This is a genomic window from Acinetobacter sp. GRABPA_MV_2 (genome assembly GCF_056725885.1).
The window spans coordinates 308677-327652 of the sequence record NZ_JBWZNA010000001.1; the positions used below are offsets into that span (position 1 = coordinate 308677).

The 18976-nt window shown below is 39.0% G+C and carries 19 protein-coding genes; 12 read left to right on the plus strand and 7 right to left on the minus strand.

Features of this window, described 5'->3' with window-relative positions; genetic code table 11:
• Nucleotides 1-69: 69 nt before the first annotated feature.
• Nucleotides 70-582, plus strand: coding sequence for a hypothetical protein (locus tag ACXM0J_RS01420; RefSeq protein WP_086264890.1), 513 nt, complete (start codon nucleotides 70-72; stop codon nucleotides 580-582).
• 43 nt (nucleotides 583-625) lie between these two features.
• Here ACXM0J_RS01420 and ACXM0J_RS01425 read toward each other — a convergent pair whose 3' ends face one another.
• From ACXM0J_RS01425 to ACXM0J_RS01435, 3 genes are all read right to left on the minus strand, one after another.
• Nucleotides 626-1963: a CitMHS family transporter gene (locus ACXM0J_RS01425; protein WP_002117607.1), complete on the minus strand. Its 1338-nt coding sequence runs from the start codon at nucleotides 1961-1963 to the stop codon at nucleotides 626-628.
• A gap of 568 nt (nucleotides 1964-2531) precedes the next feature.
• The gene (gene paeA / locus ACXM0J_RS01430) at nucleotides 2532-3857 is read right to left on the minus strand and encodes a polyamine export protein PaeA (protein WP_086264891.1); all 1326 of its coding nucleotides are present in this window, start codon (nucleotides 3855-3857) and stop codon (nucleotides 2532-2534) included.
• 123 nt (nucleotides 3858-3980) lie between these two features.
• A complete protein-coding gene (locus ACXM0J_RS01435; protein ID WP_004703082.1) occupies nucleotides 3981-4970 on the minus strand; it encodes a LysR family transcriptional regulator in 990 nt (329 codons plus the stop codon).
• A gap of 587 nt (nucleotides 4971-5557) precedes the next feature.
• Between ACXM0J_RS01435 and ACXM0J_RS01440 the strand changes: the two genes are divergently transcribed.
• The gene (locus ACXM0J_RS01440) at nucleotides 5558-7162 is read left to right on the plus strand and encodes an isocitrate lyase (RefSeq protein WP_002117581.1); all 1605 of its coding nucleotides are present in this window, start codon (nucleotides 5558-5560) and stop codon (nucleotides 7160-7162) included.
• A gap of 56 nt (nucleotides 7163-7218) precedes the next feature.
• On the opposite strand, the gene ACXM0J_RS01445 is transcribed toward ACXM0J_RS01440, so the two are convergent.
• Nucleotides 7219-7689 carry a copper resistance protein NlpE gene (locus ACXM0J_RS01445; protein WP_086264892.1) on the minus strand — a complete coding sequence of 157 codons (471 nt, stop codon included), beginning with the start codon at nucleotides 7687-7689 and terminating at the stop codon, nucleotides 7219-7221.
• Between the two features lie 195 nt (nucleotides 7690-7884).
• Nucleotides 7885-8208, minus strand: coding sequence for a hypothetical protein (locus ACXM0J_RS01450; protein ID WP_171545271.1), 324 nt, complete (start codon nucleotides 8206-8208; stop codon nucleotides 7885-7887).
• A 201-nt stretch (nucleotides 8209-8409) separates the two neighbouring features.
• Between ACXM0J_RS01450 and ACXM0J_RS01455 the strand changes: the two genes are divergently transcribed.
• The 8 genes from ACXM0J_RS01455 (at nucleotide 8410) to ACXM0J_RS01490 (ending at nucleotide 14170) form a co-directional block, all read left to right on the plus strand.
• Nucleotides 8410-9285 (plus strand): urease accessory protein UreD, encoded by an 876-nt coding sequence (locus ACXM0J_RS01455; protein ID WP_213034394.1) that lies wholly within the window; start codon nucleotides 8410-8412, stop codon nucleotides 9283-9285.
• Between the two features lie 101 nt (nucleotides 9286-9386).
• Nucleotides 9387-9689, plus strand: a complete 303-nt coding sequence (gene ureA, locus ACXM0J_RS01460) for an urease subunit gamma (RefSeq protein WP_002117495.1) — start codon at nucleotides 9387-9389, stop codon at nucleotides 9687-9689.
• Between the two features lie 11 nt (nucleotides 9690-9700).
• Nucleotides 9701-10009 carry an urease subunit beta gene (locus ACXM0J_RS01465; protein ID WP_086264893.1) on the plus strand — a complete coding sequence of 103 codons (309 nt, stop codon included), beginning with the start codon at nucleotides 9701-9703 and terminating at the stop codon, nucleotides 10007-10009.
• 37 nt (nucleotides 10010-10046) lie between these two features.
• Nucleotides 10047-11747, plus strand: coding sequence for an urease subunit alpha (gene ureC / locus ACXM0J_RS01470; RefSeq protein ID WP_086264894.1), 1701 nt, complete (start codon nucleotides 10047-10049; stop codon nucleotides 11745-11747).
• A gap of 70 nt (nucleotides 11748-11817) precedes the next feature.
• A complete protein-coding gene (ureE, locus tag ACXM0J_RS01475) occupies nucleotides 11818-12300 on the plus strand; it encodes an urease accessory protein UreE (RefSeq protein ID WP_086264895.1) in 483 nt (160 codons plus the stop codon).
• Entirely contained in the window at nucleotides 12287-12952 is a 666-nt protein-coding gene (locus tag ACXM0J_RS01480) for an urease accessory protein UreF (RefSeq protein ID WP_086264896.1), read from the plus strand. Before ureE ends, ACXM0J_RS01480 begins: the two co-directional genes overlap by 14 nt.
• Before the next feature lie 24 nt (nucleotides 12953-12976).
• Complete coding sequence (gene ureG / locus ACXM0J_RS01485) at nucleotides 12977-13591, plus strand: urease accessory protein UreG (protein ID WP_002117800.1); 615 nt, start codon at nucleotides 12977-12979, stop codon at nucleotides 13589-13591.
• A 9-nt stretch (nucleotides 13592-13600) separates the two neighbouring features.
• Nucleotides 13601-14170 (plus strand): HupE/UreJ family protein, encoded by a 570-nt coding sequence (locus ACXM0J_RS01490; RefSeq protein WP_086264897.1) that lies wholly within the window; start codon nucleotides 13601-13603, stop codon nucleotides 14168-14170.
• A 42-nt stretch (nucleotides 14171-14212) separates the two neighbouring features.
• On the opposite strand, the gene rsmD is transcribed toward ACXM0J_RS01490, so the two are convergent.
• The gene (gene rsmD, locus ACXM0J_RS01495) at nucleotides 14213-14764 is read right to left on the minus strand and encodes a 16S rRNA (guanine(966)-N(2))-methyltransferase RsmD (RefSeq protein ID WP_086264898.1); all 552 of its coding nucleotides are present in this window, start codon (nucleotides 14762-14764) and stop codon (nucleotides 14213-14215) included.
• Nucleotides 14764-16782, minus strand: coding sequence for a penicillin-binding protein 2 (gene mrdA, locus ACXM0J_RS01500; RefSeq protein ID WP_086264899.1), 2019 nt, complete (start codon nucleotides 16780-16782; stop codon nucleotides 14764-14766). Before mrdA ends, rsmD begins: the two co-directional genes overlap by 1 nt.
• 235 nt (nucleotides 16783-17017) lie before the next feature.
• Between mrdA and ACXM0J_RS01505 the strand changes: the two genes are divergently transcribed.
• Both ACXM0J_RS01505 and ACXM0J_RS01510 read left to right on the plus strand, forming a co-directional pair.
• Nucleotides 17018-17536, plus strand: coding sequence for a hypothetical protein (locus tag ACXM0J_RS01505; protein ID WP_002117557.1), 519 nt, complete (start codon nucleotides 17018-17020; stop codon nucleotides 17534-17536).
• A gap of 61 nt (nucleotides 17537-17597) precedes the next feature.
• Nucleotides 17598-18911, plus strand: a complete 1314-nt coding sequence (locus tag ACXM0J_RS01510; protein ID WP_005070566.1) for a DUF445 domain-containing protein — start codon at nucleotides 17598-17600, stop codon at nucleotides 18909-18911.
• Nucleotides 18912-18976 lie beyond the last annotated feature (65 nt).

The window sequence follows — 18976 nt, forward strand, 5'->3', positions numbered from 1 at the left end:
AAACTTTACTCTGCTTTAGTAGCGCTTTTATGAGAGAATACGCCTTTAGTTGTATGTATAGAGACTCCTATGTTTGAGCAATCTCCTGAATCTTTAAGCGATATCGAAATTTTAGACATTTTACAGTCGATGAAAAAAGATAAGCTAGATACGGAAGCAAATGAGATTATCCGTAATGGGGGGAAAGCTGGGCGTCAAGAAGCACATAAACAGGCTTTAGTTGCATTGAATGCAAATTTTGAAGAAAAGTTTGTAGAGGCAGTTACTCTTGCACTAGGTTTAAATGCAGCTCAAGCTAAAAAAATTCGCTATAAAAAAGATCGAATTCGTATTTTGAAAGCGCGTGGTATTGATTATTTAGCTATTGATGGTGCAGAAACAGCGCAAGTTTTGGCACAAATTTCACAAGCAATTGTTCGAGAAGACGCAATAGTTACTCATGATTTACATGACATCTTTCCATTTTGGAAAGAAGGTTGGCCAATGGTGCAATTTGATAATGCCTATAAAATTTTAGAAGAAGATATTAGCTTGCACTTTCATGCGTTCTTAGACGCCATGATTGAGTATATAAATAAATAAAAATAAAAGCCCCGTTTGGGGCTTTTATTTTATAGAAGAATAATTAAAGTGTGCTAAAGAGCGGAAAAACGCCAATCACTAATGCAGTGCCCATCAAAACCATACATGTTATAAATGCCCACTTAAATGTGAACTTTTGATGGTCAGCAAAGTCAACTTTAGCAAGACCGCATAACAAGTAAGTTGATGGAACAAGAGGCGATAGTAAGTGTACTGGTTGGCCTACAATTGATGCACGAGCAATAGCTTCTGGGCTAATACCGTAATGTGAAGCCGCTTCAGCAAGAATTGGTAGTACACCATAGAAGAATGCATCATTTGACATAAAGAATGTTAAAGGCATACTGACTAAAGCGGTAATCGGTGCAAGATATGGGCCCATGCTTGGAGGAATCATTGCGACGAATTCTTTAGACATCGCCTCAACCATACCTGTACCAGATAGAATACCTGTGAAAATACCTGCTGCGAAAATCAAACCTACAACAGCTAAAATACTATCTGCATGCATTGCGATACGCTTTTTCTGCATATCAACATCAGGATAGTTAATGAGCATTGCAATACAGAACGCTAGCATGAATAACACTGACATTGGCAAAATGCCTTTGATTAATGCAATCATAAGAATAATAGTAAGTACCATATTTACTTTGCGTAAATGTGGACGCGTCGCTTCAGGGTCTTTTGACACGGTAATATTGTCACCATGATGACTTTCAAGCTCAATCACGCCTAAACGTTTTTGCTCATAACGGCCATATAAATATGCCAAGAAGAATAACCAACCAATACTAATGATCATCGGAAGGATCATTGGTACGAAAATATGGCTTGGATCAACTTGTAATGCACTTGCAGCACGAGCAGTAGGACCACCCCATGGCGTTAGGTTCATTACACCACTACATAACAGCATAAGCGCAGTCATGATGAGTGTGTTCATTCCTAGACGTTGATAAAGTGGCAACATTGCAGCCACACAGATCATATAAGTGGTTGAGCCATCGCCATCTAAAGAAACGAGAGTGGTTAAAAAGACAGTTCCTAGAGTAATTTTTAAAGGATCGCCTTTAACTTTTTTCAAAATCCATTTAACCGGTGGGTCGAAAAGACCTGCATCGATCATTAAGGCAAAATACAAAATTGCGAATAAAAGCATTACGCCAGTTGGCGCTAATTTTTTGATGCCATCCAGCATCATCTCACTGAGACCTTTAAGTTCAATGTGACTTAAACTTTCAAAGTAATGACCTAGGCCCCAAGCAATGAGAGAAAAAATAAACGGGATGAGAATTAAAGCAATAATAGGGCTTAAACGTTTGGACATGATTAAGTACATGAAGCACAAAATCATGCCAACACCAAGTAATGTCAGCATACAATCAATCCTTTGCCTATAGTTTTACTGAACAAGTTTATTCAAAACTCTGACCTTGGTTATTCTTATTAATTTTTATTAAAAAGACAAATAATATATTTAGTTTATTTGGTTAATATATATTCGTTTGAAGGGGTATATTTAAATGAAATACTGAACATACATATTAAGGTTATAGTGGTCTTATAATAAATGCATATCATTATAAAAGAATATAAAGGTATTATAAAAATAAAAATTATATGGCATTTTTTGAAATTATATATATTTTGATGATTGAAATGAGAAGAAGAACCATTTAAAGATTGGCTTTGGGTTAAGTTACAGAAGTTTGTTTACAATGTAAATGGGACTTAATCATTTTATAGGCAGTTGAGAGATATAGATTATTTTATTAATTTTCAGTATTTAAGCTTTAATGGGGCGCTAAATAAAATAATAATACTTTTAGATTGAAAGAGCAAATTGAATAAATGAATCTAAAATAATTATTACATATATTTAAAAAAATTATTTAGTATTAAAAAATACCCCAGCTAAATTTGTGGGGTATTTAAATTAATACCGATTAATTTTCATCAATTGACGAGTGTACTTCGGTTTGTTCTAAAATTCGAGTTACAAGAAGTTGGTCAATTTTAAAATGGTCGACATCGACAACTTCAAATTTATAGCCACCAAATTCTACAAAATCTGCTGGACGCGGAATTTTACGTAAACGGTACATCATGAAGCCTGCGAGCGTCTCGTAATTTTCTTCATCAGGCATCTCATCAATTTCAAGTGCATGTCTTAGGTCATCAATCGGTGTACTGCCATCAATCAACCAAGAGTTATTATCACGTTTAATGATTTGTTGCTCTTCTTCAATAGGGGTAACCCAATCACCCATAACTGTAATCATAATATCACTCAAGGTGATTACCCCTACAACGAGTGCATATTCATTTATGACCACCGCAAATTTCTCTTTTGTTGAGCGGAAACGATCAAGTAGTTCAGAGAGTGTGAGGGTGTCGGGAATCATGAGTACAGTGCGAATGGTAGACTCATTTAATTGAGTTGGTGATTGATTGTTTAAAATACGAACTAGAAAGTCTTTGGCATCAACATACCCAATGACTTGATCGATATTTTCATTACACACCAAAAATTTTGAATAAGGATATTCTGCTAATTTTTGTCGAATACTATCTTCATGTTCATTTAAGGTGAAATAAACGACGTTCTCGCGTGTCGTCATGCTTGAGGGTACTGTGCGTTCTTCTAATTCAAAAACATTCTCAATAAAGTGGTGTTCTTGTTTTTGAAGTACGCCGGCTTGAGCACCGGCATCCATGACCGCTGAAATATCATCAAAAGTAATATTGTCTTCGCGTGTTGTATTGACTTTAAACAAGCGAAATAACAGATTCGCAATAGCATTAATTCCCCAAGCTAAGGGTTTACATACCTTAATAAAAACTTGAATCGGGTTAATAACGCTAATTGCAATTTTTTCAGGTGCAATCATTGCCAAACGTTTTGGCATGAGATCGGCGAATAAAATAAATAAGGAAGTTACTAAAGTGAAGGAGAGGGCAAAACCTATAGTTTGTGTCCAGGGACCTTCATAAAAGCGATCAACTAAAGTGACGAAAAAGGGACGAAAAGCAGCTTCACCCAAAATACCACCTAAAATTGCAACTGCATTTAGGCCAATTTGAGAAGCTGCAAAAAAGTCGGCAGATTGTTCTTGTAGATCAAGTACTTGTTGGGCACGTTCTTCGCCAGCTTCGGCTAAAATTTTTAACTTTACTTTTCTGGCGCCAGCCAATGCAATTTCAGTTAAAGATAAAAAGCCTGCTGCGATGATGAGCAGTACGATGATAATGATATTTTGAAAGAGACTCACAAATCACCCGAGGTTCATCATTATTATGACTATGTTTTAACACAAAAAAGCGCCGAGGTAATCAGATTGATTGCTCAGCGCTTGAAGATAATGTCTAAAATCGACAATTAAATCAAAATTTACTTAATAGTGAGAAAATTGCGAATTATTTGTTAGAAATTCACGGTTTTCTTCTTCAATCATTTGACGAGCAACAAATAAAATAAGTTGGCGCAACCAGCGATGAGCTGGGTGATGATGTAATAACGGGCACCAAGCCATTTTAAGTTCAAATTCTGGAATATAAAAAGGAGGATCTTTTATAACCAGTTTAGGATTTTGAGTTTGTAGGCGTGCCATTCGAGTTGGAAGGGTGGCAATTAGGTCAACATTTTGAGCAAGTAATGCTGGCATTTGGTAGTGGCGGGTAAAAACAGAAATTTTACGACGTTGACCAATACGTTCTAGTGCCTGATCGATCCAGCCTAAACCGCCTTGTTTATCTGGATTTACCCCAAAGCCTACACCCATACCAGTTTTAGAAACCCAGATATGCTGTGCATCTAGATAACTTTTAAGATTCAAATGGGTTACAGCAGGGTGTTTGTCATTAAGAATACAGCTGAAACTATCACGCCACACTAAAACCTGGTGGAAACTTTGCGGTATTTCATTAAATCTATTAATCGCAAGATCGACTTTACCTTGTTCCATATCTCTATAAGACACATCACTTGGTGTAAGAAAGTCGAGTACAACATTTGGAGCTTCAGAGCGTAGAGCTTTGACAAGACGAGGAACTAAAGTTGCCTCGGCATAGTCAGATGTCATAATGCGGAAAACGCGATTACTTGTATAAGGGCGAAATTCGGTACGGGGTTCCAAAATCATGGAGAGATCAGAAAGGGCATCACGAATACGAGGTTGTAATTCAAGTGCACGTTCTGTTGGGGTCATCCCTTCGGAAGAGCGGATAAGAAGCGGATCATTAAATAAATTACGTAAGCGACGTAAAATATTACTCATTGCAGGCTGAGTTACCCCAAGCTGTTCGGCTGCGCGCGTAACATTTTTTTCACGAAGAAGTACATCAAGATATATTAATAGATTAAGATCTACTCGCTCCAGATTCATAAAAAAAATACCGAAAATAAAACCCTGAAATTGTTTCAAATTATGCCATATTTAATAATCATTGTGTGAAAAAATGATGAGAAAAGCGACATTTTTTGTAGGAATTAAGTAGGGGCGAAAGGTGTTTCAAACGCACGATTTTATTGTCTTTGCTTAGTTTTGAATGTCTCAACTTTAAATAGAATATATTTATAAGTAATTTCTCAATTTCTAGCATATCAATTGACTTTTTTCATTGGCAAAAATAGCCTAATTTACAATTGACTTTTAGGTTTAAAAATGAGTGGAAAATCTCCGAAAATTGTATAAAAATAAGACTTAGTGAGTTTTTAGAATAAAACTCTATACTCCTTTAGGATAATTTTATTTTTATAAACAAGGTGTTAAGGTTTTTGGTTTTATCTATAATATCGATTTATTGGTATATTTTTTAAATAAATACTGAAGATTAACAAAGGATATTGGATTAATTGATTGGCTAAGTCTAAGCTGTGTTCATGAGGAAGCAGCTGGTGTCATAAGAAATTTAAGTAACGTGACTCTAGGCTTCAATCGATGAAATCCTAAAATGAATACAGGACAATATCATGACTACATATCAAACAGCGATTGATGCAGTACGTCAATTAAAAGCAAAATTCGGCAATACTTGGGCAGACATTAGCCCAGAAGATGCTGCTCGTATGCAACTTCAAAACCGTTTCAAAACTGGTTTAGATATTGCTAAGTATACAGCTGCGATTATGCGTCGTGATATGGCTGAATACGATGCTGACTCAAGCAAATACACTCAATCATTAGGTTGCTGGCATGGTTTCATCGCACAACAAAAAATGATTGCGAACAAAAAATATTTCGGTACTACAAGCAAACGTTATATCTACCTTTCTGGTTGGATGGTTGCTGCTCTTCGTTCTGAATTTGGTCCACTTCCTGACCAATCTATGCATGAAAAAACTTCTGTTCCTGCATTGATCGAAGAAATCTATACTTTCTTACGTCAAGCTGACGCAAAAGAATTAAACGATTTATTCCGTGCACTTAAAAAAGCACAAGAAGCTGGTGATACTGCTAAAGCAGCTGAAATCACAGCTCAAATCGACAACTTTGAAACTCACGTTGTGCCAATTATTGCGGACATCGATGCTGGTTTCGGTAATGAAGAAGCAACTTACTTACTTGCTAAGAAAATGATCGAAGCTGGTGCTTGTGCGCTTCAAATCGAAAACCAAGTATCTGATGCTAAACAATGTGGTCACCAAGCTGGTAAAGTAACTGTTCCACACGAAGACTTCATCGCTAAGATCCATGCATTACGTTATGCATTCTTAGAAATGGGTCTTGAAGAAGGTATCATTGTTGCGCGTACTGACTCTGAAGGCGCTGACTTGACTCAAAAAATCCCTGTGGTTAAAGAGCCAGGTGATATCGCTTCTCAATACATCAGCTACTTAGATACCCAAGAAATTGACATTGCTGATGCTCAAGAAGATGAAATCTTAATCAAGCGTGATGGTAAATTACACCGTCCTAAGCGTTTACCTTCTGGCTTATATCAGTTCCGTGCTGACACTCAAATTGACCGTGTTGTACTTGACTGTGTGTCTAGCTTACAAAATGGTGCTGACCTTCTTTGGATCGAAACTGCGACTCCAAACGTAGAAGAAATCGCACACATGGTTAACCGTGTTAAAGAAGTTGTTCCAAATGCTAAGCTTGTTTATAACAACAGCCCATCATTCAACTGGACTTTAAACTTCCGTCAACAAGCTTACGACCGTTGGGTTGCTGAAGGTAAAGACGTTTCTGCATATGACCGCGCTAAATTAATGAGTGCTGAATATGACAACACTGAATTAGCTGCTGATGCTGATGACAAGATCCGTACTTTCCAAGCAGATGCTTCTCGTGAAGCGGGTGTGTTCCATCACTTGATCACACTTCCGACTTACCACACTGCTGCTCTTTCTACTCATGAGCTTGCACAAGGTTACTTCGGTTCTGAAGGTATGTTGGCTTATGTTGCTGGCGTACAACGTAAAGAAATCCGTGGCGGTATCGCTTGTGTTAAACACCAAGCAATGGCGGGTTCTGACATCGGTGATGATCACAAAGAAATCTTCTCTGGTGATAACGCTCTTAAAGCACATGATGATGCTAAAAACACAATGAACCAATTCGCAGCTCACTAAGAATTGATTCATAAAAAACCCGCTCAAATGAGCGGGTTTTTTTCATAACTAAAAAATTATTTTTTCAAAACATAGTGTTCGGCTAAAGAACCTTCAACTTTCTTACCTTCCATATCTAAAGCAGTTGCAGTGTTTTCACCGATAAAGAATTTACGGTTTTGGCCTTTATCATCTAAGGTAATAACTGAAGTATTATCTTTGTCAAAAGTAAACGTACCATGGGTTTCAAATGGTTTTGTATCGCCTTTACCAAGATAGGTTTCAGTCAGCTCGTAGGTTTTATCATCTTTAAGTTCTAATTCGGTTTTAATACCTTCACAGTCTGCGCATGGGAGAGTGCCTTTATATGTGCCGTCCCAATCGAGTGAGTTTTCCGCTGTGTGCGCGCTATCTACAGCATTGTTATTTGCTTCAGTCGTTTGTGCTGGAGCAGATGCTTGAGTTGTCGTGTCGGTTTTATTTTCATTTTTGCTACAAGCGGCAAGAAGGATACTTAAGAGTGCTACTGATAATAGTGTTTTTTTCATGATGATCTAAACCTCGGAAAATAAATAAAAAACAAGTAAACAGGCTATGAAATATAAGAGCCTAATAAAAGTTTAAGTATGTAATTTAATTTTAACAAAAGGTAAAGTGAGTAAGATTTAATCAAAAGGAGAAAGAAATAAAAATTAAAAAGAAAAATTAAGGTATCCACTAAAATTAATGAATACCTTTATTTATCAAGGTTGAGAAGAAACTCCACCTAAAGAATCACAAGCTGATTTATAAAGTTGATATTGTTGCTTTAAAACTTCATCTAGCGGCATGTCGAATAACTCTTCACCATTCTTGTAACTCTCTACATATGAAGTCGCTTTTTCTTTGCTTACCGCTAAAGATTGTTGGTAGTAAGTATTAATTGAGCTTGTTGCAATCTGACTTGTCTCAACATTTTTACATTCAAAATTATGGAGAATTTTTTCTGCACGTTTGACCTCACTAGATTGGCCAAAAATACACCCAGTTAAAAAGACAAGTGGTGTTAACACAAAAAAAAGTTTCATGGAGAGTAAGTATGGAAGCAACGGTGGGCGCTATTGTATAAATAATTCCAAGAGTTACTGTGCTTTTATGTTAGACATTGATGATTTTTTAACTCATTAAAATCGAAAAATTGTATCTAATTTTATCATTTTGCTTATTTTTATATTTGGTGCGTATTTTGCTTATAACTTTAAGCACTTATTTTGAACATATGAACCAGAATGAATCAGGTACAAACGTTTTCTAAAAAATCTTTAGCACCATTTTGGTATGCGCGATTAGAGCTCGGATTTTGTTTTGAAAATTCGCGCACCATAATGAGTCACAGAAAGCATCATGGCCCTGTAAGGGTGCAAAAAATGCTCTGGCCTGAAAAAACAGGTGTATGTCACGCCATTATTGTACATCCCCCCGCAGGAATCGCAGGAGGTGATCATCTTACTTTTCAAATGGAAACCAAAGATCAAGCTCATGCGGTTGTAACGACTCCTGGTGCGGGAAAGTGGTACAAAACCAATGGAAAGCAAGCCTTTCAGCATATTCATCTTCATGTGCGAGATCAGTCTATTCTGGAGTGGGTTCCGCAGGAATCTATGTTATTTGACGGAGCTCTAGCACACTCAGAAACTCACATTCATCTTGACCATGCTGCCAGTTTTATTGGCTGGGATATGTTGGTACTCGGGCGACAGGCACGCGCTGAGCGTTTTGTGCAAGGAAGCTATCACAACCAGTTTAAGTTGTGGCGAGAACAAAAATTATTGGTTGCAGATACATTGTTTTTTGAAGGTGGAGATCGTTGGCTTCATTCATGTTTAGGTATGAATAATCAAGCCGTAATGGGAAGCTTTTGGGCAGTCGCTCCCGAAAAGTATCGCTCAGCTTTTTATTTAGAACAACAGCTCGAACTCATTCGCGAATTGATGATGCGTATGCAAGCACCTGTAACTTTAACATTATTAGATGATGTGATTTGTGCGCGTTTCTTGGGCAATGATGTCCGACATTGCCATGATGCTTTTGCGGCAATAAGAGCAAGATTAAGACATTATTGGTTTGATTTAGATGAAGAATTTCCGAGAATTTGGAGAACCTAATTTACGTTAAATTGCGTATTTAAAAAACGATTAAAACAAGTATGCTGCTTTTGAGCACGTATTTTGCTTAAAGAAAATTAGATGCTATTTAGGAAAGAGATATGGAACTCAATCCAACAGAAAAAGATAAATTACTTATTTTTACCGCAGGGCTAGTCGCTGAGCGCCGTAAAGCTCGTGGTTTGAAACTAAATTATCCGGAAGCTATCGCTTTTATTTCTGCTGCTTTGCTTGAAGGGGCGAGGGACGGTATGACGGTGAGTGACTTGATGCATTACGGTACAACTTTATTAAAGCGCGAAGATGTGATGGATGGTGTGCCAGAAATGATTGCTGAGGTTCAGGTCGAAGCAACTTTTCCTGATGGCTCGAAGTTAGTCACTGTTCATCAGCCAATCGTATAAAAGGAACGCTTATGATCCCCGGTGAAATCATTACTCCAGATGCTGATATTGAACTGAATGTTGGGCGGCAAACTTTAAAAGTTGTAGTTGCCAACATTGGCGATCGGCCTATTCAGGTGGGTTCTCATTTTCATTTTTATGAAGCAAATGATGCATTACAGTTTAATCGCGAAATGGCGAAGGGTTTTCGACTAAATATTGCAGCTGGTACAGCGATACGTTTTGAACCTGGACAAAGTCGGGAGGTTGAGCTTGTTGCTTTAGCGGGTAAGCGAGAAGTTTATGGTTTTGCAGGCCGAGTTATGGGCAAGCTGGACTAGACATAACAACGATAATGAAAGAGATGAGTAGTAAGTTATGAAAATGTCACGTCTTGCATATGCTGAGATGTTTGGTCCAACGGTTGGAGATCGTATTCGCTTGGCTGATACAGAGCTTTTTATTGAGGTTGAGCAAGATTTAACGACTTATGGTGAAGAAGTTAAGTTTGGCGGTGGCAAAGTCATTCGTGATGGAATGGGGCAATCTCAACTTTTAGCTGATGAAGTTGCCGACACTGTGATTACCAATGCTTTGATTGTGGATTGGTGGGGAATTATAAAGGCGGATGTTGGTTTAAAAAATGGTCGAATCTGGAAAATAGGGAAAGCTGGAAATCCTGATATTCAACCTGACATTACCATTCCTTTAGGTGCTGCAACAGAAGTGATTGCGGGTGAAGGGCAAATTTTAACGGCAGGTGGTATTGATACTCACATCCACTGGATTTGTCCTCAACAAGTTGAAACTGCACTTATGTCGGGTACAACAACAATGGTGGGTGGCGGAACAGGACCTGCGGCTGGAACTTCAGCAACGACAGTAACTCCAGGTCCTTGGCATATTGCGACTATGTTGCAGGCGATTGATGATTTGCCTATGAATATTGGCCTGTTAGGCAAAGGTAATTTGAGTTTGCCAGACCCAATTCGAGAGCAAATTAAAGCTGGTGTAATTGGGTTAAAACTACATGAAGACTGGGGCTCAACACCAGCAGCTATTGATAACTGCTTGAGTGTGGCGGATGAGTTTGATGTGCAGGTCGCTATTCATACAGATACTTTAAATGAAGGTGGTTTTTTAGAAGAAACACTGGCTGCGTTTAAAGATCGCACGATTCATACGTACCATACCGAAGGTGCGGGTGGTGGGCATGCACCTGACATTTTAAAAGCAATTGGACAAAGTAATGTCTTGCCGTCTTCAACTAATCCAACACGTCCTTATACGATCAATACTATTGATGAGCATTTAGATATGCTCATGGTTTGCCATCATTTAGATCCGGCAATTGCTGAAGATATCGCTTTTGCTGAAAGTCGTATTCGCCGTGAAACCATTGCCGCCGAAGATATTTTGCAAGATTTGGGCGCAATTTCGATGATGTCTTCTGACTCTCAGGCAATGGGCCGCGTAGGCGAAGTGATTTTACGTACTTGGCAAACTGCTCATAAAATGAAAGTTCAACGTGGTCCTCTAGAGGGTGATAATGAGTTTCATGATAACAATCGCGTTAAACGATACATTGCCAAATATACAATTAACCCAGCCATTACCCATGGTTTAAGCCATGAAGTGGGTTCGATTGAGGCTGGAAAACTTGCTGATCTGGTGTTATGGAAGCCTGCGTTTTTTGGTGTAAAACCTTCCATGATTATTAAAGGTGGCATGATTGCAGCGGCACCGATGGGTGATATCAATGCTTCAATTCCAACCCCACAACCCGTGCACTACCGACCAATGTTTGGTGCCTATCCGCGTGGTGTACATAACACCTGTATTACCTTTTTATCTCAAGCAGCAATTGATGAAAAAGTGGTTGAGAAATTAAACCTCAAAAAGTTAATTAGTCCCTGTAAAAACACGCGTGCAATTACTAAAGCCGATATGAAGCACAATACGTATTGTCCTGTCATGCAGGTTCATCCTGAAACTTATGAGGTGCGGGCTGATGGTGAATTATTAATGTGTGAACCTGCAGACGTATTACCTATGGCTCAGCGCTATTTCTTATTTTGATGAGTTTTATTGAGGTAATTTGCCTCATTACTTTAGATATGAATGAAAGAAATAAGGAGAGAGAAGCTAAATGAAAATCTATACCCAACGTCTTGAAGATATTTCTCCTGATCAGGCATTTGAAACAGTTGAATTGACTTTTGATACCCGTCAAAAATCACGATTTCGAGCGGCTTTGGCAAGTGGCATCGATATTGGTGCTGATTTACCACGTACTGGCATTTTGCGTAGTGGCTCATATATTGCAACGCAAGAGGGGGAGGTATTACGTGTGGATGCCAAGCCTGAACGGTTAATGCAAGTCACGGCTCAAACCGATTTTGATTTGCTTAAAGCTGCCTATCACTTAGGGAATAGACATGTGCCATTAATGCTGACACCTACAGCTTTGTATTTTGAGCCTGATCATGTGCTTGCAGAAATGGTAGAAGGTTTGGGACTTACGGTGACAGAAACCGATCATCCGTTTGAACCTGAAAGTGGGGCTTATGCGCAGCATAGTCATGACCATCGTTTAAGCCCGATTAAAGCTTTGCACCATGTCCATTCATAGCGCCGCGCAATTATTGCAATTACTGACACTGTCTTCTACGGCATTGCCAGTTGGGGCGTATTGTTATTCGCAAGGTGTAGAAACGGCAATTGATATTGGCCTAATACATGATGAAACCTCGGCAATTGCTTACTTTGAAGAAGTGCTTGAGATGTTGTTGGTAAGATTTGAGCTACCCGTATTAAAGCGTCTTATGCAATATCATGATGACTCAGAACAATTTTTGGTTTGGGCAAATTTGTATAAGGCGAGTCGAGAAAGTAAAGAACTTTTGGCAGAATCGCAACAGCTGGCATTTTCTTTAAATGCGTGGATTAAAGATGTTTTAAAAAAAACAGTTGAGGTTAAAAAGCAGTTTGGTTTCGTACCAGTCTATGCACAGCTTTGTGGCCGACTCGAACTCAACGACATGGATGTACTTACGGCTTATACCTTCACTGTTTTAGAAAATCAGGTTTTAGCCGCAGTAAAAACTGTTCCTTTAGGACAAATGGCTGGGCAAAGAATTTTATGGCACTTGCATGGTTTAGTACCACAAGCGGTAGAGAAAGCTTTGAAGCTGAAGGACGAGCAATTGAGTAGTGCTTTACCTCGTTATGCCATGCTGAGCATGAAACACGAAACACAATATTCACGGTTATTCAGATCTTAAGTTTAGGAAAAAAGGATAAAAATCATGACAGAACGTAGTCCATTACGAGTTGGAATTGGCGGACCAGTGGGTTCGGGTAAGACAGCACTTACACTTAATTTATGTTTAGCCTTGCGTAATAAATACAATATGGCTGTGGTGACAAATGATATTTACACCAAAGAAGATTCAAACTTTTTAACCCGTAATGAAGCGATGTCGCCAGATCGTATTGTGGGTGTTGAAACAGGTGGTTGTCCGCATACAGCAATTCGTGAAGATGCTTCAATTAACTTGGCTGCAATTGATGATTTGTGTGAAAAATTTGAAGGTTTAGAACTCATTATCATTGAAAGTGGTGGTGATAATTTGGCGGCAACATTTAGTCCAGAGCTTTCTGATCTAACTTTATATGTGATCGATGTGGCTGGTGGTGAAAAAATTCCTCGTAAAGGTGGCCCGGGTATTACCAAGTCAGATTTACTCATTATTAATAAAACTGATCTTGCGCCAATGGTAGGTGCAAACCTTGATGTCATGGACCAAGACGCAAAACGTATGCGCGGAGAAAAACCATTCTTATTTTCAAATATGAAAACACAAGATGGGCTTGAAGAAATTATTCAATTTATTGAGAAACAAGGGCTGTTTAAAGCTTAAGGAGAGATTATGGACTTCATGAAAAAATGGAGTGTAGCGCTCCTTTCATTATTGCCAGCTCTTGCAATGGCCCATCCGGGACATGATCACGTACATTCTGGTTTTATGGCAGGTTTTATTCACCCTTTTACAGGCTTAGATCATTTAGTCATGGCTTTAGGTTTTGGTGTCTTGTTGTGGTCAGCGGCTAAACAGTGGAAAATTGCTGGGGTCATAGCCTTAAGTATTACCTTAATTATAGGCTTTTTAATAGGTGCTCAAGGTTTGGTACCAGTTAATATAGCTGAATACGGAATTGTTGCTTCTTTAGTTATTACAGCAATTGCCCTATGGACAAAGTCAAATAAAGTTTTACCAATTGCTGCGGCTTTGCTTGCAAGTTTCCATGGTATGGCTCATGGTGTTGAGTTAGCACATGCAGGCCATATTGTTGCATTAGTAACAGGTATGGTTGCAGGTATGGCGCTCATCTATTTTGGTGGATTGGTGTTGGGTGCTGTGCTTACCCAATATGTGCCATATGGCAAAAAAATTGTTGGCGCCTGTGCAGCAGTTGTTGCAGTTATTGGCTTAAGCTAACTAAAAATTTGCAAAGAAAAAGGTAGCTTTAAGCTACCTTTTTTATTCGCTTACTTTTTGGTAAAGCCCTGCGTGAACTGTACCAGCTTTAGTGGTTTTAACTTGTTGCCATGTGGCTGGAAGATGAAGCTGAGATAAATCTCGGTCAGCTTCAACATAAATATATCCATTTTTTTTAATATGAGGCTCGGCCAAGTTCGAGAGTTCATGCCATAAATCAAGACTATAAGGTGGATCTAAAAACACAACATCGAATTGTTCTTTTAAGCGGGGGAGAGCTTGTTGAGCTGTTGCGTTAATTAGATGACAATTTTGGGCTTTTAATAGTTCAATATTATCTTTTAAAAATCGTGCCTGAGTCTTATCTGGCTCAATCATATAAACAGATGCAGCACCACGTGACAGAGCCTCAAAACCTAATGCACCAGAACCTGTACAGATGTCGAGAACTTGAGCATTTTGAATATCCCACATGAGCCAGTTAAATAGAGTTTCGCGTACTCTATCTGGGGTTGGACGTAGACCTTCAATGCTAGCGAAGGGAAGTACTCGTCTTTTCCATTCGCCACCAATTATACGTAATTGATTTTTCATTATTCATCTGCCTCATTGGTAGCAGAACGAGCAGGAGCAGCCTGTGGTGTTGATGCTGCTGGTTTGTTGGTGGTAGCTATAGCCGCTGCTGGGCCAGAACTTTCACCGCCGCTTGGAAGTTCACCTGGTTTAATTCCTGCTGTCATTAGCCCGCCATTTACTTGGTGATTTGCCGGACGAATCGGGTTTTTCTTACGGGTTAATAACCAGTAATCAAACACAGGTCTTGCAAGTTTAGCAGCAGAGCCACCATGACGACCATTTTCCCAAATTACTGCAATCGCAATTTCAGGTTTGTCAGCAGGGGCAAATCCAACGAATAAACCATGGTCAAGCTGACGCTCAGTCAAGGCTGCTTCATTATAACGTTTACCCTGTGCAATACTCTTAACCTGTGCTGTACCTGTTTTTCCTGCAATTTGATAGAGGGGAGTGCGAATACCGCGACCGGTACCTGATTGAATTACATCAATCATGGCATCACGCATTTGAATCCAGTCTTCATCTGTTCCGTTAAAGTTGATTTTGCCATCAGGTGCATTACGTACTGTAAAAGGTTTTGCACCATGAGTTGCGCGTAAAACATGAGGTGTTACATGAGAACCATGATTCGCAGTAATTGCTGTTGCCATCGCAAGCTGCAATGGAGTGGCTGTAAACGCGCCTTGACCAATACTGACAGAAATAGTTTCGCCCTTCATCCATTTCGTTTTACGCGTACGCATTTTCCATTCAGGACTTGGATAAAGGCCTTCACTTTCACTTGGTAAATCGACCCCTGTTTTTTGACCAAATCCAAATTGACGCATCCATTGGTTCATTTGATCAATGCCCATTTGATGGGCAAGAATGTAAAAATAGGTATCACAGGATTGCACAATGGCTTTATGCATATTCACGATGCCATGACCAGATTTTTTCCAGTCACGGAACTTATGTGAATCACCAGGTAAGTGGAAATAACCAGGGTCAGAAATTGCTGTTGACCAGTCTACAATACTGTAGTGTAAACCACCCATTGCTTCCATTGGCTTGATGGTAGAACCGGGTGGATATACACCTTGCACAGCGCGGTTATAGAGTGGTTGATCTAAATTGTCACGTAGTGAACTGTAGTCAGTATGACTAATACCAGTCACAAACAAATTAGGGTTAAAACTTGGGCTAGACACTAACGCTAGAATTTCACCCGTACGAGGATCAATGGCGACAATAGCTCCACGACGACCTGCAAGCTGTTGAGAAGCGACAACTTGTAAACCATAGTCTAAAGATAAATAGAGGTCATTACCGCGAGTAGGGTCTTTGCGGCCTAAATGACGTAATACATTGCTATGCGCATCTGCTTCAACAGATTCATAACCGGGTGTTCCGTGCAATAGGTCTTCATAGCTTTTTTCAACGCCAATTTTTCCAATTAGGTTGGTCCCAGCATATAAGTCTTTATCAATACTTTTTAATTCTTTGTCGTTGATACGCCCGACATAGCCAATCACATGGGCAAATAACTCACCGTGTGGATAATAACGAGTCATTTGTGTCTCGATTCTTACACCCGGAAACTTATATTTGGCTTCACTAAATTTAGCAATATTGGCTTCAGTTAGATTAAGTTTAATCGCGACGCGTTCAGTTTTACGGGCAGTTTTTATACGGCTTTTAAAACGGTCAATATCTTCTTGTGTTAAATCTAAAATAGGCTGTAATTGCTCAATGACACTATCAACATCTTCTACATCTGTTTTACTTAAAGTTGCTGTAAAAACAGGATAGTTATCTGCTAGTAATACACCGTTTCGGTCATAGATATAACCACGAGCAGGCGGAAGTGGTTGTAAGCGAATTCGGTTTTTGTCAGATGCAGTCGAGAATTCGTCGTAGTGAAAAATTTGCAGGTAAGCGTATCGGCTAATTAAGACTAATAAGCAGATGGTCACGATCCCTACGGCAAAAAAGATACGACCTCGATAAATGCGCTTTTCTTGCTGGATATCTTTTAAAGGAAAGTGCTGTTTCATAAGGATCGACTTAATGACATAAGGTAGAAAAATAGCTGCTTATTCTAACGCAAGAGCACTTAAAATATTGCATAATTTTCAAAGTTTCATTGCATTTTAATAAGATACTTTTTGACTTTGCAGACAACAAAATTGTAGATACTTGTATATAAGAAGCAAAATAATTCTGTTAAAGTCTCTCATTCAATAGAATAGGGTTGTTCTCACCATACGATTAGGGAAAATGGAGAAAATAATGAGAAAAATTTATCCCTTACTTGCAGTTTTGACAGTAAGTAGTTGGGCCCATGCTCAAGACTACTCGTTTCTTCCGGAAGCAAAATTAGCAGGACATAATGCATCTACTTGGAATGTGGGTGCAGGCGTTACTCAAAAATTATTACATCTAAATGGTGAGTGGGTAAATCCGTATGGCATTGCCTATGCGAAAGCCGGCGCATTTTTGAATGGTGACAAAACCGCTGGTGGTCAAGTTGGCTTCCGATATCCTTATTATCTTACTGGCACAGACAAAAATGGTTACTATATCGGTTTCTATGCTGGTCATCTTGATAGTAAAGAGGTCGATGGTGATTTTAAATCCCGTTTAGGTGCGGGTGTTGATTTGGCCTATGTGTGGTTAAATTCAGAAAGAATTAGCACTTTTAGTGTGGGTATCGGTGCGGCTGAAAAATTAACTGACCAGAACGGAAATGTTGCTGCAGATACTAAACCACAAATTCAATTTTCTTATTCTCTAAGTTTTGGTTTATAAAACAAAGCAGTTTATCGTTAACTCGCCATAAGCAGAGCACAAATAAATACGAGAGTCTTACATGTTAGAGTACGTCAGTGGATTGTGGCAGACCTTTTTACACAGACCTGATTTTTGGGCCGTTTTGAGTATTATTCCCGTAACGGCTTTTGTCACATGGGCACATGTGTGGATGGCTTTAAAAATGGTATTTTACCCAATTAAATTTTGGGGATTCCATTTAGGACCATTGCCGGTAGGTTGGCAAGGTATCGTGCCACGTAAAGCAGGACGTATCTCTGGGATTATTACCGATAACACTTTATCTAAATTAGGTTCATTGCGTGAATTTTTAGAAGCAATGGATCCTGAAGATATGGCGCGTATTATTGGTGAACAAGTCGGTTTTGAACTTGAACATCTTATTGATGAAGTCATGATCGATCGTAATGCCGTACTTTGGGAAAATCTACCTTATTCAATTAAACGCCGTATTTATGCTCAAGCACATAAGCAATTGCCGGGTGTGTTAAAAGAATTAGTGACTGAGCTGACCATGAATGTAGAGTCACTGGTTAACATGCGTGAAATGGTCGTGAGCCAGATGGAAGGTGATCGCCGTTTAATGGTACGTATGTTCTTAAAGGTTGGTCAAAAAGAAATTAACTTTATTTGGCATATTAGTGCACTGATTGGGATGTTCTTTGGTATTTTCCAAATGGTGGTTTGGTTTGTAGTACCATGGCACTGGACAGTACCATTTTGGGCTGCAATTTGGGGCTTTTTAACTAACTGGATCGCAATCTGGATGGTGTTTAACCCAATTGAGCCGCATTATATTCGTTATCCACAGATTTTTAGATTAACAAAAGATCGTAAGTTTCCATGGATTGTACCAGTTCTTCGAATTGGGACCTATAATGTCCAAGGCGCTTTTATGAAGCGTCAAGAGGAAGTCTCTGATGTGTTTTCGAGCGTAGTCACAGAAGATCTGATCACGTTAAAATCGATTATGACCGAAATGATGTACGGGCCGCGTAAAGATAAAACGCGCCGCATTGTTAAGCGTCATATTAACGAAATCATGGAAACTCCGTTAGTTCGCACCTCTTTACAGCTTTCTTTAGGGCCAAGAGAGTACGCAAGATTAAAGACGGACTTGATTGATCGTTCAATTGAAATTACGATGGGACCCGTATGTGACCCAGCACTGAACGCAAGCCGGGCACAGAAGATTTTTCAAATGTTTAAAGAGCGTATTCGTGAACTAACACCAAAAGAATTTCAGAATTTATTACGTCCTGCATTTCAGGAGGATGAGTGGATTCTTATTGTACTAGGTGGGGTAACCGGATTTATTGCTGGTACAATACATTTGTTTGTGGCTTTCTTATAATTCGATGTCAGGCAGGATCTATTGAAGATTAACGAGACTTTTTCTGCCGGACTTCATATTCATTG

Excerpts from the sequence above, each read along its gene's own strand:
- ACXM0J_RS01420 (WP_086264890.1), top strand. The coding sequence starts at position 70 with ATGTTTGAGCAATCTCCTGAATCTTTAAGCGATATCGAAATTTTAGAC.
- ACXM0J_RS01425 (WP_002117607.1), bottom strand. The coding sequence starts at position 1,963 with ATGCTGACATTACTTGGTGTTGGCATGATTTTGTGCTTCATGTACTTA.
- ACXM0J_RS01435 (WP_004703082.1), bottom strand. The coding sequence starts at position 4,970 with ATGAATCTGGAGCGAGTAGATCTTAATCTATTAATATATCTTGATGTA.
- ACXM0J_RS01440 (WP_002117581.1), top strand. The coding sequence starts at position 5,558 with ATGACTACATATCAAACAGCGATTGATGCAGTACGTCAATTAAAAGCA.
- ACXM0J_RS01445 (WP_086264892.1), bottom strand. The coding sequence starts at position 7,689 with ATGAAAAAAACACTATTATCAGTAGCACTCTTAAGTATCCTTCTTGCC.
- ACXM0J_RS01450 (WP_171545271.1), bottom strand. The coding sequence starts at position 8,208 with ATGAAACTTTTTTTTGTGTTAACACCACTTGTCTTTTTAACTGGGTGT.
- ACXM0J_RS01455 (WP_213034394.1), top strand. The coding sequence starts at position 8,410 with ATGAATCAGGTACAAACGTTTTCTAAAAAATCTTTAGCACCATTTTGG.
- ureA (WP_002117495.1), top strand. The coding sequence starts at position 9,387 with ATGGAACTCAATCCAACAGAAAAAGATAAATTACTTATTTTTACCGCA.
- ACXM0J_RS01465 (WP_086264893.1), top strand. The coding sequence starts at position 9,701 with ATGATCCCCGGTGAAATCATTACTCCAGATGCTGATATTGAACTGAAT.
- ureC (WP_086264894.1), top strand. The coding sequence starts at position 10,047 with ATGAAAATGTCACGTCTTGCATATGCTGAGATGTTTGGTCCAACGGTT.
- ureE (WP_086264895.1), top strand. The coding sequence starts at position 11,818 with ATGAAAATCTATACCCAACGTCTTGAAGATATTTCTCCTGATCAGGCA.
- ACXM0J_RS01480 (WP_086264896.1), top strand. The coding sequence starts at position 12,287 with ATGTCCATTCATAGCGCCGCGCAATTATTGCAATTACTGACACTGTCT.
- ureG (WP_002117800.1), top strand. The coding sequence starts at position 12,977 with ATGACAGAACGTAGTCCATTACGAGTTGGAATTGGCGGACCAGTGGGT.
- ACXM0J_RS01490 (WP_086264897.1), top strand. The coding sequence starts at position 13,601 with ATGGACTTCATGAAAAAATGGAGTGTAGCGCTCCTTTCATTATTGCCA.
- rsmD (WP_086264898.1), bottom strand. The coding sequence starts at position 14,764 with ATGAAAAATCAATTACGTATAATTGGTGGCGAATGGAAAAGACGAGTA.
- mrdA (WP_086264899.1), bottom strand. The coding sequence starts at position 16,782 with ATGAAACAGCACTTTCCTTTAAAAGATATCCAGCAAGAAAAGCGCATT.
- ACXM0J_RS01505 (WP_002117557.1), top strand. The coding sequence starts at position 17,018 with ATGAGAAAAATTTATCCCTTACTTGCAGTTTTGACAGTAAGTAGTTGG.
- ACXM0J_RS01510 (WP_005070566.1), top strand. The coding sequence starts at position 17,598 with ATGTTAGAGTACGTCAGTGGATTGTGGCAGACCTTTTTACACAGACCT.